The 12,938-nt window shown below is 65.3% G+C and carries 14 protein-coding genes; 5 read left to right on the forward strand and 9 right to left on the reverse strand.

Features of this window, described 5'->3' with window-relative positions; all coding sequences use genetic code 11:
* Positions 1-149 precede the first annotated feature (149 nt).
* The 5 genes from PV768_RS00785 to PV768_RS00805 all read right to left on the reverse strand — a co-directional run bounded on the left by PV768_RS00785 (position 150) and on the right by PV768_RS00805 (position 4,576).
* Positions 150-1,169 (reverse strand): NADP-dependent oxidoreductase, encoded by a 1,020-nt coding sequence (locus PV768_RS00785; RefSeq protein WP_157238754.1) that lies wholly within the window; start codon positions 1,167-1,169, stop codon positions 150-152.
* Positions 1,166-1,594 (reverse strand): organic hydroperoxide resistance protein, encoded by a 429-nt coding sequence (locus PV768_RS00790; RefSeq protein ID WP_323056241.1) that lies wholly within the window; start codon positions 1,592-1,594, stop codon positions 1,166-1,168. Before PV768_RS00790 ends, PV768_RS00785 begins: the two co-directional genes overlap by 4 nt.
* A 49-nt stretch (positions 1,595-1,643) precedes the next feature.
* Positions 1,644-2,078: a MarR family winged helix-turn-helix transcriptional regulator gene (locus tag PV768_RS00795; protein ID WP_157238755.1), complete on the reverse strand. Its 435-nt coding sequence runs from the start codon at positions 2,076-2,078 to the stop codon at positions 1,644-1,646.
* Positions 2,079-2,186: 108 nt separating this feature from the next.
* Complete coding sequence (locus tag PV768_RS00800) at positions 2,187-3,386, reverse strand: amidohydrolase (protein WP_321215706.1); 1,200 nt, start codon at positions 3,384-3,386, stop codon at positions 2,187-2,189.
* A 56-nt stretch (positions 3,387-3,442) separates the two neighbouring features.
* A complete protein-coding gene (locus tag PV768_RS00805) occupies positions 3,443-4,576 on the reverse strand; it encodes a mannose-1-phosphate guanylyltransferase (RefSeq protein ID WP_421091971.1) in 1,134 nt (377 codons plus the stop codon).
* A gap of 284 nt (positions 4,577-4,860) precedes the next feature.
* Here PV768_RS00805 and sdhC point away from each other — a divergent pair, with 284 nt between their 5' ends.
* The 5 genes from sdhC to PV768_RS00830 all read left to right on the forward strand — a co-directional run bounded on the left by sdhC (position 4,861) and on the right by PV768_RS00830 (position 9,264).
* Positions 4,861-5,241: a succinate dehydrogenase, cytochrome b556 subunit gene (gene sdhC, locus PV768_RS00810; RefSeq protein ID WP_104997177.1), complete on the forward strand. Its 381-nt coding sequence runs from the start codon at positions 4,861-4,863 to the stop codon at positions 5,239-5,241.
* Between the two features lie 3 nt (positions 5,242-5,244).
* On the forward strand, positions 5,245-5,706 hold the full coding sequence (locus PV768_RS00815; protein WP_157238757.1) for a succinate dehydrogenase hydrophobic membrane anchor subunit: 462 nt from the start codon (positions 5,245-5,247) through the stop codon (positions 5,704-5,706).
* Between the two features lie 108 nt (positions 5,707-5,814).
* Entirely contained in the window at positions 5,815-7,614 is a 1,800-nt protein-coding gene (gene sdhA / locus PV768_RS00820) for a succinate dehydrogenase flavoprotein subunit (protein WP_157238758.1), read from the forward strand.
* A 2-nt stretch (positions 7,615-7,616) separates the two neighbouring features.
* Positions 7,617-8,399 (forward strand): succinate dehydrogenase iron-sulfur subunit, encoded by a 783-nt coding sequence (locus PV768_RS00825; RefSeq protein WP_104997174.1) that lies wholly within the window; start codon positions 7,617-7,619, stop codon positions 8,397-8,399.
* Between the two features lie 94 nt (positions 8,400-8,493).
* Positions 8,494-9,264, forward strand: coding sequence for an alpha/beta hydrolase family protein (locus PV768_RS00830; RefSeq protein WP_321215705.1), 771 nt, complete (start codon positions 8,494-8,496; stop codon positions 9,262-9,264).
* Here PV768_RS00830 and PV768_RS00835 read toward each other — a convergent pair.
* The 4 genes from PV768_RS00835 to PV768_RS00850 all read right to left on the reverse strand — a co-directional run bounded on the left by PV768_RS00835 (position 9,221) and on the right by PV768_RS00850 (position 12,933).
* Entirely contained in the window at positions 9,221-10,270 is a 1,050-nt protein-coding gene (locus PV768_RS00835; protein ID WP_421092017.1) for a YihY/virulence factor BrkB family protein, read from the reverse strand. The genes PV768_RS00830 and PV768_RS00835 overlap by 44 nt on opposite strands.
* A gap of 97 nt (positions 10,271-10,367) precedes the next feature.
* Positions 10,368-11,030, reverse strand: a complete 663-nt coding sequence (locus tag PV768_RS00840) for a 2'-5' RNA ligase family protein (protein WP_421091972.1) — start codon at positions 11,028-11,030, stop codon at positions 10,368-10,370.
* Between the two features lie 4 nt (positions 11,031-11,034).
* Positions 11,035-12,078 carry a tryptophan--tRNA ligase gene (gene trpS, locus PV768_RS00845; protein ID WP_157238760.1) on the reverse strand — a complete coding sequence of 348 codons (1,044 nt, stop codon included), beginning with the start codon at positions 12,076-12,078 and terminating at the stop codon, positions 11,035-11,037.
* 21 nt (positions 12,079-12,099) lie between these two features.
* Positions 12,100-12,933, reverse strand: coding sequence for an exodeoxyribonuclease III (locus tag PV768_RS00850; protein WP_421091973.1), 834 nt, complete (start codon positions 12,931-12,933; stop codon positions 12,100-12,102).
* Positions 12,934-12,938: the final 5 nt, after the last annotated feature.

Raw genomic sequence — 12,938 nt, forward strand, 5'->3', positions numbered from 1 at the left:
ACTCACTTTAGTGGCCTGCGCCACGTCCCGTAGCACAGCCGCAGGGTATCCCGAAGATTGTTTACAAGTTGTTACCAACCAGTAGGGGCACCGCCTGTTAGCGGCACCCCTATCGGTTGGCCATGGCGGCCGCAGGTCGCGGCGCCTGGCTAAAGGCGCACCAGCATCTTTCCGGTGTTGGCCCCGTCCAGGAGGTCCATGAACGCCTGCGGGGCGTTTTCCAGCCCGTCCACGATCGTCTCGTCATAGCGGACCGTGCCGTCAGCCAGCCAGCCCGCCATCTTTTCGGCGAACTCCGCGGCGTGTTGCCGCTGGCCGCCCACCAGGAACCCCTTAAGCGTGAGCTGCTTGCCGATGGCCAGCATCAGGTTGCGGGGCGCAGGCGTCGGTTCGGTGGAGTTGTATTGGGCTATGGCCCCGCACATCGCCACCCGCCCGCCAACGTTGAGGACGGCCAGTGCGGCCTCGAGGTGTTCTCCGCCCACATTGTCGAAGTAGACATCAATGCCGCCGGGGCCGGCGGCCTGTTCCAGCTGGCCGCGCACAGGCCCGTCGTGGTAGTCGAAGGCGGCGTCGAAGCCCAGCTCCAGGAGCCGTGCCACCTTGGCCGGGGAACCTGCCGAGCCGATGACGCGGGAAGCGCCCATCGCCTTCGCGATCTGGCCTACGAGCGAACCGACTGCCCCTGCGGCGCCGGAGACGAAGACGGCATCTCCCGGAGCGAACCGGGCAACCTTGAGCAGCCCGGCATAGGCGGTAAGGCCGGTCATGCCCAGGGCGCCGAGGAACGCGGACGCCGGGGCAAGTGTGGTGCGGGCAGGCGTGGCGGCCGCGGCGTCCACCACCGCATAGTCCCGCCAGCCGAGTGAATGCACGACGACGTCCCCCTCCTTTCGCTCATCGGAACGGGACGCGATCACCTCACCCACCGCGCCGCCGTCGAGCGCCTTGCCCAGGGCGAACGGCGCTGAATAGGACTTCACGTCATTCATGCGGCCGCGCATGTAGGGGTCCACGGAGATGAACAGGTTGCGCACCAGGACCTGTCCGTCACCAAGTTCAGGCAGCGGGGACTCGGCCAGCCGGAAGTTATCCGGGGTTGGCCGCCCTACCGGGCGGGAGGCGAGTTGGATTTCGCGGGTGCTGGCGGGCAAGGTTCCGGCGCTCATGCGGCGAACTCCAGAATCCTGATGTCCACACTGATGTTGCCGCGGGTGGCGTTGGAGTAGGGGCAGATCTCGTGAGCCTTGGCCACCAGCGCCTCGGCGGCTGCCAGGTCCAGGGCAGGGAGCGCCACCTCCAGTTCAGCGGCGAGTCCGAACCCGGCGCCGTCCAGCTGGCCCAGGTGCACCTTGGCCGCGACGGCGGAATCCGTCAGGTCGGCCTGCTCCTTGCGGCCCACCAATCGGAGTGCTGAGTGGAAGCACGCGGCGTAGCCCGCCGCGAAGAGCTGCTCGGGATTGGTGCCCTGGCCCGTTCCGCCCAGCTCCACGGGGCTGGACAGGGTAACGTCCAGCCTCCCGTCGTTCGTCCGCGCATTGCCGTCGCGGCCTTCGCCCGAAGCGAGTGCCTCGGCAGTGTATAGAGGTTTCACGGGTGGTATCCGTCCTGTAGGGGTTGAATAAGTTCTTTTGACTGAACTGTCAGTTCGCCTTGTGGAGGGCGTCCGTCAGCCGGTCCAGCGTGTTGCGCAGCTGATCCAGTTCCTCGGCAGTAAGTCCCGCGGCCTGGGCGAGGCGCTGCGGGATGGCGCCCGCTTTGCCGCTAAGCTTCCGCCCGGCGGAGGTGAGATGGATGGCGACACGGCGCTCATCCTCGCCAGACCGGCGCCGCTCACACAGGCCAAGGGCTTCCAGCCGCTTCAGCAACGGCGACAAGGTGCCGGAGTCCAGTCCGAGCTCCTCGCCGATCTCCTTCACGCCGCGCGGTTCGTTTTCCCACAGCACCAGCATCACCAGGTACTGCGGATAGGTCAGGCCCAAGTCCTCGAGGACCGGGCGGTATACGGCGGTGGCAGCCCGGGAGGCGGAATAGAGCGCAAAGCAGACCTGGTGGTTTAGCCGGGGTGCGTCAGTCATGACAGAAACGATAGTACACAAGTAAGTTGCGCACAACTTACTTGTTCCGGCCCGAAAGTGGTCTTGGGGGTGTGCCCGACGCAATCGGGCACACCCCGTTTCCCGGAATTAGATGTCGCGGATGGTGCGCAGCGCGGCTGCAGTGAGAACGCGGATTCCCAGTCCCAGGGCCCGCTCGTCCACGATGTAGTCCCCGCGGTGCAGGTCGTATTCCTCGCCGCCGGGAGTCTTGGTGCCCAAGCGCATCATGGCTCCGGGAAGTTCGGCAAGGAACCACGCGAAGTCCTCCCCGCCCATGGACTGCGGGGTCAGGACCACGGCGCTTTCCCCGATTTCGGCGCGTGCGGCCGCTTCGATGATGGCCGTCTCATGCTCCGAGTTCACTACCGGCGGCACTCCCCTGGTGTGCTCCAGCCGCACGTCCACGCCATAGGGCGCGGCCACCTGGTGGACCACCTCGTCCAGGAGTTCGCCGGCTTCGTGCCACGCGTCGCGGTCCAGGCACCGCATGGTTCCCGCCATGTAGCCGGTGCCGGGAATGGCGTTGGGTGCCGAACCCGCGGAGATCTGCCCCCACACCACCGACACCCCGCTGCGGACATCCAGCCGGCGCGAGAGCACCGCGGGCACGCTCACTGCGATCTGGGCCAGCGCAAAGACCAGTTCTTCCGTCAGGTGCGGCCGGGACGTGTGCCCGCCGCGGCCGGACAGCTCGATCCGGATGGTGTCGGAGGCTGAGGTGATGGCGCCGATGCGCGTCCCGATCTTGCCCACGTCGATCCGGGGATCACAGTGCAGGGCCAGGATCCTCGGCACGCCGTCCAGGACGCCCTGCTCGATGCAGGCATGGGCCCCGCCGGGCATGGTTTCCTCAGCCGGCTGGAAGATGATGCGGACAGTGGCGCCGAGCGGCTCGTCCTGGTGCATCCGGTGCAGCACCAGGGCGATGCCCAGCATGGTGGTGGTGTGGACGTCATGGCCGCAGGCGTGGGTGACGCCGTGGTTCTTCGAGGCGAACGGCAGGCCGGTCTCCTCGATGATGGGCAGGGCATCGATGTCACCGCGCAGTGCCGTGGCAATGGGCCCCTCCCCCACGTCCACCGTGAGGCCGGTGCCCTCCAGGCGGCGCGGCGTGAGGCCGGCAGCTTCAAGCCGCTCGGCGAGCTTGTCCGTGGTGCGGAATTCCTTGAAGGAGAGTTCCGGGTGTGCGTGGAGGTCCCTGCGGAAGTCGATCAGTTCCGGCAGGAGCGGCTCGAGCCACGGAGCCACCAGGGCGGTGGGCTCGGCTTCAGTAGTGTAATTGCGCACTGTTTCACTCTAGCGAGGGTGTCGGCATTAGCGGCCATCACGGTCGCCGCGTTACATCAGAGGACGTCGGTATCCCCGCTGGCTTTGAGGGCGTCGACGGCGGCCTTGACCCGCTGGGAGTTGGCCATGGTGGTCACCAGCAGCGCGTCCGGCGTGTCCACGATGACAACATCCTGGATTCCGATCAGGGCGATCACGCGCTTGGTGTCGGTGACCACCACGCCGCTGGAGTTTTCCGTGAAGACGCGCGCGCCTTCCCCCAGCACAGTGACGTCGTCAACTTCCTTGGCACTGTTGAGCCGGCCCACGGAGGCGAAGTCGCCGACGTCGTCCCAGCGGAAGGAGCCAGGCACGACGGCGACGTCCCCGGCTTCGGCGGCAGGCTCGGCCACCGCGTAGTCAATGGCGATCTTCGGCAGGGTGGGCCAGACGCGGGCGGTGACATCGTCCCGCTCGGGAGTGTCCCAGGCCCGTGCGATTTCCTGCAGGCCGCCGAACAGTTCGGGCTGGTTGGCTTCCAGGTGCTTGAGCAGCAGCGCCACGGGCGCCACGAACATGCCGGCGTTCCATACGTAGTTGCCGCTGTCCACGTACTGCTGGGCCACCTGCTCGTCCGGCTTTTCGACGAACTCCACCACGTCCTGGGCGCTCGGAGCACCGTCGATGTGAAGGGCCTGGCCGGAGCGGATGTAGCCGAACCCCGTGGACGGGTGGGTGGGCTTGATGCCGATGGTCACGATCTTGCCGGCAGCCGCAGTGTGGATTGCCTCGCGGACTGCCTCCTGGAAGAGGTGGTCCGGGCTGATCACCTGGTCCGCAGCGAAGGAACCCATGATCGTGTCGGGGTCGCGCTCGTGGAGGATCGCGGCGGCAAGGCCGATCGCTGCCGCGGAATCCTTTGGCTCGGACTCGAGGACGAGATCCGAATCCTCGAGTTCCGGAAGCTGGCGGCACACCGCATCGCGGTGGGCCTTCCCGGTAACCACCAGCACCTTGCTTCCGGCAAGCGGGTGCAGCCGGTCATAGGTGGCACGCAACAGGGTGCTGCCGGAGCCGGTGAGGTCGTGCAGGAATTTGGGAGCTGCGGCGCGTGACAGGGGCCAGAGGCGGGTCCCCACGCCGCCGGCCGGGATCACCGCGATGAAGCGGTCAAGGGGTGATGCCGGGCTTGTCACTTTGTCTGTACTCATCACCGCCTACTTTAGCGGAACGGGCAATGCACCCTCCGTCAAGCGGTTCAGGCCCCTGCCGGACGGCAAATTGGCAGCCATGCCCGGCACTGGCCGCGGCGAGTGTGTCCTTTGTCTCAAAATTTCGCGGGATCCGCGCAACTGCTGGTCACCAAGGAACTCCTAAATTGAATAAGCTGTCAGCGAAGCCTAGATTTAGGCCTGAGCTACGAGTGCTCTCGCAGCAGGCGTTCCCCCCGCGTGGATCTCATGCCAGCGCCGCTGTGTTGCAGGGAGGTTTATCAGTGCCGACAAAACCAGCTGGCACCTTGTACCGCGGCCGTGAAGGCATGTGGTCTTGGGTAGGACACCGCATTACCGGTGTAGTGATCTTTTTCTTCTTGTTGGTCCACGTTTTGGACACCTCCTTGGTGCGCGTGTCTCCAGAGGCCTACACCACCGTGATCGGTGCCTACAAGAACCCCCTCATGGCTCTGGGTGAGACGGGCCTTGTTGCCGCCATTGTCTTCCACGCCTTCAACGGCCTGCGGATCATCGCGGTTGACTTCTGGAAGAAGGGCGCCAAGTACCAGCGGCAGATGCTGTGGGCAGTCCTTGCACTCTGGCTTGTCACCATGGTCGCCTTCTCCATCCGCCACCTGTCCCTCGCCCTCGGAGGTCACTAAGCCATGAGTGCAACCATCGAAAGTCCGCGCAGCGGGCGGATCGCCCCGCAGTACCGCCGTCACGGCGGGAGCAAGGGCAACTTCGAGATGCTCGCATGGCTCTTCATGCGGCTCTCCGGCGTGGTCCTTGTGGTCCTGATCTTCGGGCACCTCTTTGTGAACCTCCTGGTGGGCGAGGGCATCCACGCCATCGACTTCGGTTTTGTGGCCGGCAAGTGGGCCGACCCGTTCTGGCAGTTCTGGGACCTCGCCATGCTGTGGCTGGCCATGCTGCACGGAACCAACGGCGTCCGCACCATCATTAACGACTACGCCGAAAAGGACTCAACCCGCCGCTGGCTGAAGACGGTCCTCTACTCGGCCACCGTCGTCATCATCGTCCTGGGCACCCTGGTGATCTTCACCTTCGACCCTTGCCCCGTCGTCGACGGCGTGCCCCTGCCTGGCGGATTCTGCCCTGCCTAGCACCGGCACCACCCCGGGCCCGCGGGTACAACCGCGGGCCCTGTTTTGCGGCGCAGGCCACGCCGGCCCGTTGTTTTATAGCGAATTTTGAGAGAAAGAGCATCTGGTATGCAGGTCCATAAGTACGACGTCGTCATCGTCGGTGCCGGTGGCGCTGGCATGCGCGCCGCGATCGAATCAGGTCAGCGCGCGCGCACAGCAGTACTGACCAAGCTCTACCCCACCCGCTCGCACACCGGTGCGGCGCAGGGTGGCATGTGTGCGGCCCTTGCCAACGTCGAAGAAGACAACTGGGAATGGCACACGTTCGACACCATTAAGGGCGGCGACTACCTGGTTGACCAGGACGCCGCTGAGGTCATGGCGAAGGAAGCCATCGACGCCGTGCTTGACCTCGAAAAGATGGGCCTGCCGTTCAACCGCACGCCCGAAGGCCGGATTGACCAGCGCCGGTTCGGCGGGCACACCCGCGACCACGGCAAGGCCCCTGTCCGCCGCGCCTGCTACGCCGCGGACCGCACCGGCCACATGATCCTGCAGACCCTCTACCAGAACTGCGTCAAGCACAACGTTGAGTTCTACAACGAGTACTACGTCCTGGACCTGCTGACGGTCGAAGAGGATGCTGTCCGCGCGGACGGTACGCCCTACAAGCAGAAGCGCGTTGCCGGCGTCGTCTCCTACGACCTCGCCTCGGGCGAACTGCACGTCTTCCAGGCCAAGTCCGTGGTGTTCGCCTCCGGCGGCGCAGGCAAGGTCTTCAAGACCACCTCCAACGCGCATACCCTGACCGGCGACGGCATGGGCATCGCCTTCCGCCGCGGCATCCCCCTGGAAGACATGGAGTTCTTCCAGTTCCACCCGACCGGCCTGGCCGGCCTGGGCATCCTCCTTTCCGAGGCTGCCCGCGGTGAGGGAGCCATCCTGCGCAACTCCGAGGGTGAGCGCTTCATGGAGCGTTACGCCCCCACCATCAAGGACCTGGCGCCCCGCGACATCGTGGCACGCTCCATGGCCAACGAGGTCCGTGAGGGCCGGGGCTGCGGCCCGAACAAGGACTACGTCCTCCTGGACCTGACGCACCTCGAGCCCGCGCACATCGATGCCAAGCTCCCGGACATCACCGAGTTCGCCCGCACCTATCTGGGTGTGGAGCCGTACACGGAGCCCGTCCCCGTGTTCCCCACCGCGCACTACGCCATGGGCGGCATCCCCACCAACATCACCACCGAGGTCCTGCAGGACAACGACACCGTGGTCCCGGGCCTGTACGCAGCCGGCGAAGTTGCGTGCGTGTCCGTTCACGGCTCCAACCGCCTCGGCACCAACTCGCTGCTGGACATCAACGTGTTCGGCAAGCGTGCCGGCATCGCCGCGGCAGAATACGCCAAGACGGCTGACTTCGTGGAACTGCCCGAGAACCCGCTGGCGTACACCACCGAACTGCTGGACATAGCCCGCAACGGCAGCGGTGACGAGAAGGTGGCTGTGATCCGCAAGGAACTCCAGGACACCATGGACGCCAACATGCAGGTGTTCCGCACGGCGGAGACGCTGAACCAGGTCCTCCGCGACATCGCTTCCTTCGAGGAGCGGTACAGGCGCATCAACGTCCAGGACAAGGGCAAGCGCTTCAACCTGGACCTGCTTGAGGCCGTTGAGCTCGGCTTCCTGCTGGAACTGGCCAAGGTCATGACCGTGGCCGCCCTGCACCGTGAGGAATCCCGCGGCGGACACTTCCGCGAGGACTTCCCCGAGCGTGACGACGAGAAATTCATGAAGCACTCCATGGCGTACAAGGACGACCACGCGCCGGCGGACGGATCGGCTGAGTCAATTGCCGGCATCCGCCTGGCCACCAAGCCGGTCGTCTTTACCCGCTACGAGCCGATGGTGAGGAAGTACTAAAGATGACCGCTGAAATCGCTGAGCCAGCCTCAAAGATTGAACTGCCTGCCGGCGTCGGCGGTGGCGGCGAGATCCCCACGTTCGATGTGCACCTGCGCGTCCGCCGGTACAACCCGGAGGTTTCCGAGGAAGCCACGTGGGACGATTTCCACCTGACCATGTACGGCACGGACCGTGTCCTGGACGCCCTGCACAAGGTCAAGTGGGAAACGGACGGCACGCTGTCCTTCCGCCGCTCCTGCGCCCACGGTGTGTGCGGCTCCGATGCCATGCGCATCAACGGCCGCAACCGCCTGGCCTGCAAGACGCTCCTCAAGGACCTGGACACGTCCAAGCCCATCACGGTGGAGCCCATCAAGGGCCTGCCGGTGGAAAAGGACCTCATCGTGGACATGGAACCGTTCTTCCAGTCCTACCGCGAGGTCATGCCGTTCCTCATCAACAAGGGCCACGAACCCACCCGGGAACGCCTGCAGTCCGCCGAGGACCGTGAGCGCTTTGACGACACCACCAAGTGCATCCTCTGCGCCGCGTGCACGTCCTCCTGCCCCGTGTTCTGGACCGACGGGCAGTACTTCGGCCCCGCCGCGATCGTCAACGCACACCGCTTCATCTTCGATTCCCGCGATGACGCCGGCGACATGCGCCTGGAGATCCTCAACGACAAGGAAGGCGTGTGGCGCTGCCGCACCACCTTCAACTGCTCGGAGGCATGCCCCCGCGGCATCCAGGTGACCCAGGCAATCGCCGAGGTCAAGCAGGCCATTCTCTCCCGCAAGATCTGACAAAGGATTTAGCTGACGACGGCGCCGTCCCCCACTTAGGGGGAGGGCGCCGTCGTTGTTTACAGGTTTAGACGCACAGCAGAAAGGGGACGCGGTGTCCCGCTCCGAAAAAGTAAGCTTTGAAGGCTCAACCGGCGAGATGCTCTCGGGAATCATCGACGTTCCGGAGGGGCCCGTCAAGGGCTGGGGAGTGTTCTCCCACGGTTTCACGCTGGGAAAGGACAGCCCGTCCGCGTCCCGGATGTGCAAGGCACTGGCGGACAGCGGGGTTGGCATGCTCCGGTTCGACAACCTTGGCCTGGGCGGCTCCGCGGGAGAATGGTCCGCCGGCTCCTTCAGCCACAAGGTGGCGGACACTGTGAAGGCCGCGGAGTTCATGCGCAGCGAAGGGAAGCCGATTTCCCTGTTGGTGGGCCATTCCTTCGGCGGCGCCGCGGTCCTGGCGGCGGCCCGGGAAATTCCAGAGCTCGACGCCGTCGCTACCGTGGGTGCGCCGTTTTCACCGAAGCACGTGGCACATGTCTTCGACGCGGCTTTGGACAAGATCCTGAGTGAAGGCAGCGCCGAAGTGGACCTCGGCGGAAAGCGGGTGGAGATCCGCAAGCACTTCGTGGAAGACCTGGAGAATGCCGACCTGACGGACTGCATCAAACAGCTTCACAAGCCGCTGATGGTGCTCCACTCCCCCACGGACAACACCGTGGGAATCGAAAATGCCAGCACCATCTTCCAGACGGCCCGGCATCCAAGGAACTTCGTGTCGCTCGAAGGCAGCGACCACCTGCTGACCGGCAAAGGCCAGGCAGCCAGGGCCGCGCGCATCATTGCTGCCTGGGCCGACCAGTACCTCGACGCCGGGCAGTAGCCGGGAAGCCCGCATCAGGATGCACGGGCACCTTCCCTGGCTGCACCTGGCGGGCACCCCACGTGCCCTTGTCATGGCCGGCGGAGGTGCCGTGCAGGTCCGCCTCCCGAATCGCGGCCCAGCCGGCTGAGACCAGATAGACCTGGCTCACCAGGTTGAACCAGATCAGCAGGCCGATGATGATCGCGAACGGCGCCAGGATGGGATTGCGCCCTGCCCCGGCCAGCAGTTCGGTGCTGAAGATCTGCAATGTGGTGGTGCCCAGTGCCGCCAGGATGGTGCCTTCCAGCAGGGCCCGGCGCTCCAGCTTCAGGCTCCCCGCGAGCCGGAACATGATGAGCGCGGTAGCCCAGTTCAGGACCAGCGGGACAGCGATCTTGATCGACGTGGTCAGCGGACCGGCAACAGCATCATCGAGCCGCAGGAAGTCGGAAACCCAGCCGGCGGCGGTTCCAAACACCAGGGAAGCTCCGGCGCTGATCACCAGGGCCACGCCCAGTAGCAGCAACGTGCCTGCATCCCGGAGTTTCATGAGTATGGGGTTGACCAGCAGCGGTGGCAGCTCCAGCACGCCGCGCAGCCCGTCCCGAAGGCCGGCGATCCAGCCCAGGGACGTGATGACCGTGACCACGGCACCGATCAGCGCCGTCCAGCCGAGACCGTCCGGGTTCAGCAGGTCCTGGGGGGCAACCAGGCCATTGCCCCCGTTTAGCTTCAAGAGTCCCGGCGCGCTTTGGGCGACGCTGCTGATGATCGTGTCCAGGAGTGCCGGCTGTCCGCGCAGGACCAGGCCGGCAATGGAGAAGCCGGTGGTGAGGAGGCCGGTGATGGAGAAGAACATGTTGAAGCCGATGCCGGCGCTCATCAGCGGGCCGTGCTGAAGTGTGTAGTGCCGGAAGGCACGCATGGGACGAAGGGCGTTAAGGCGGGCCAGAAGCCACTGGACCATGGCCATCAGGCCTGCCAGGGGCCCGTTGCCGGCCCTCCGTGCCTTGTTCCACGCCATCTGCTTCTGGATGACCGCGAGCTTCAGGTGGTCGTGGTCTGTGGGAAGGGGCTGCCGTTCGGGCTGCCTCGCCTGGTGCCGCAACGGGGTCCGTGAGTCAGGCGCCGCCGTCGTTGTCAGTTTGGGTCCCAAAGTCCAGCTCTTCCCGTAGCTGCCAGATGCCGTTGGCATCGTGCTCGTAAAGTCCCATGCTAACCACGGGGAAGGTGGCTCTGTAGTTCCGCAGCACCGTTTCGGCTTCGTCGAGGCTTTCCGGGGCCACATCATGGGCGATGGTGACGTGCGGGTGGTAGGCAAACGGCAACTCGCGGTGCAGGGGACCCTGCTGGAGCTTTTCGTGCAGGTCGACGCAGTCTTCGAAGCCGTCCTCAACGTTGATGAACACCACCGGCGAGACCGGACGGAAAGTTCCCGTTCCCGCGATGGTGACGGTGAAGGGCCGCTGCCGGCGGGCGACGTCCCGCACGTGCTCGCGGGTGGCCTCCCAATCCTTCGTAGGGGTAGTGGTCACCAGGGTGATGTGGGCCGGAACCACGTCCGCGAGGGGATCACCGAAGGACGCCCGCCAACGCTGCAGCTCCGCCGCGATGTCGGCCGGAAAGCCAAGGATGACGCCGACGCTGATGTCCTCCGTCCGGGATGGGCGGCCATGCGGCGCAACGCGACGATCTGCTGGGTCTCCGTGGGGGTTGGCTGCTGTCCCCGCCGTCCGGCGGGGGGAACGGGTGCCTTCCCTAGCGGTGACTTTGCTGGAGGACATAGCGCTAGTGGACTCCGGCGAGGCTGAGGGACGGAAGGAAACCCATGCGCTCGTACACCTGGGCGAGGGTCACTGAGGCAATTTCCCGGGCGCGCTCTGCCCCGTGTGCGAGCAGCCGGTCCAGCTCGGCCGGATCCGCCATCAGCTCGTTGGTGCGGTTCCGCAGGGGCGTGATGAAGTCCACCATTACCTCCGCAAGGTCCACTTTAAGATGGCCGTACATCTTGCCCTGGTACTCGGCTTCGAGCTCGGCCACCGTTTTTCCGGTCAAGGAAGAGTAAATAGTGAGCAGGTTGGAGACGCCGGGTTTCTCCTCCGGGTCAAACCGGATTTCAGTTCCGGCATCCGTCACTGCCGACTTGATGCGCTTGGCCGCGATCTTCGGGTCCTCCAGGAGCTGGATGATCCCGTTAGGTGATTCCCCGGTCTTGGACATCTTGGCGCTGGGGTTCTGCAGGTCGTAGATCTTGGCGCTTTCCTTGACGATGGTCGCCTCGGGAACGGTGAAGGTGGGACCAAAGCGGGTATTGAAGCGCTGCGCCAGGTTCCGGGTGAGCTCCAGGTGCTGCCGCTGGTCCTCGCCTACCGGCACCAGGTCCGTCTGGTACAGCAGGATGTCCGCAGCCATGAGGGTGGGATAGGCAAACAGCCCCAGGGTGGCGGCGTCGGCGCCGGACTTCTGGGTCTTGTCCTTGAACTGGGTCATGCGCGAGGCTTCGCCGAAACCGGTGATGCAGTTCAATGCCCAGGCCAGCTGCGCATGTTCGGGCACGTGGGACTGGACGAAAAAGATGCTCTTGTCCGGATCGATGCCCGCTGCGATGTACTGCGCGGCAACGATCCGGGTGCGCTTGGCCAGCTCGGCCGGATCGAAGTCCACGGTGATGGCGTGCAGGTCCGGGATGAAGAAGACGGCGTCGTACTCAGCCTGCATGTCCACCCAGTTGCGGACGGCGCCGATGTAGTTGCCCAGGTGCAGGGAGTCTGCCGTGGGCTTGGCACCGGAGAGGATGCGCTTCTTTGCGGCTGGCGAAGTTGGGGTAGTCATGTGGGAGGAAACCTTCGGGGCTTAGAGCTGGTAATCCACTACCAGCGGGGCATGGTCGGAGAAGCGGGTATCCCACGACGCCGCACGGTCCACCACCGCTGAGATCGCGGAGGCGGCCAGCGCCGGGGTGGCCAGGTGGTAGTCGATGCGCCAGCCGGTGTCATTGTCAAAGGCCTTGCCGCGCTGCGACCACCAGGTGTATGGCCCGTCAACCGATCCAGCCAGGGTGCGGTGCACGTCATGCCAGCCGATTTCCTCGCCGAAGAACCTGTCAAAGTACGCGCGTTCTTCCGGCAGGTGGCCCGCCCTCTTGACGTTGGCTTTTGAGTTGCGGATGTCCAGCGGCGTGTGGGCCACGTTAAGGTCACCCACCACCAGGGCGTGGTCGCTGTGCTTGGTCAGTTCCGGGAGCCTGGTGCTCATGACCTCCAGGAACCTGAATTTGTCATCCTGCTTCGCCGTGCCCACCTCGCCGGAGTGGACGTAGGCACTGGCCACGGTGAGCTGCACGGGTTCTCCCGCCGCATCCCGTAAGCGGAAGTCGGCCTCAACCCAGCGCCCGGCGGTGGCGAAGTAGTCGTCACCGATGCCGTTGCGGGTTTCCAGCGGCTCCTCACGCGATGCGATAGCGACGCCGGCCCGGCCCTTGGCCTCAGCCTCGGCGTGCAGGATGTGCCAGCCTTCGCCCAGCAGCTGGCGCACGATGGCGTCAGGGGCGCGGACTTCCTGCAGGCAGAGGATGTCCACCCCGCGCGGCTCCAGCCATGCCGCCATGCCGTTCTTGAAGGCAGCCCGGAGGCCGTTGACGTTGACGGATGCGATGCGAAGGTGGTCCTTGTTCAATGCCGAGCTCACCCGCT

Origin of the sequence: Pseudarthrobacter sp. CC4, assembly GCF_048957775.1 — a bacterium.
Lineage (GTDB): Bacteria > Actinomycetota > Actinomycetes > Actinomycetales > Micrococcaceae > Arthrobacter.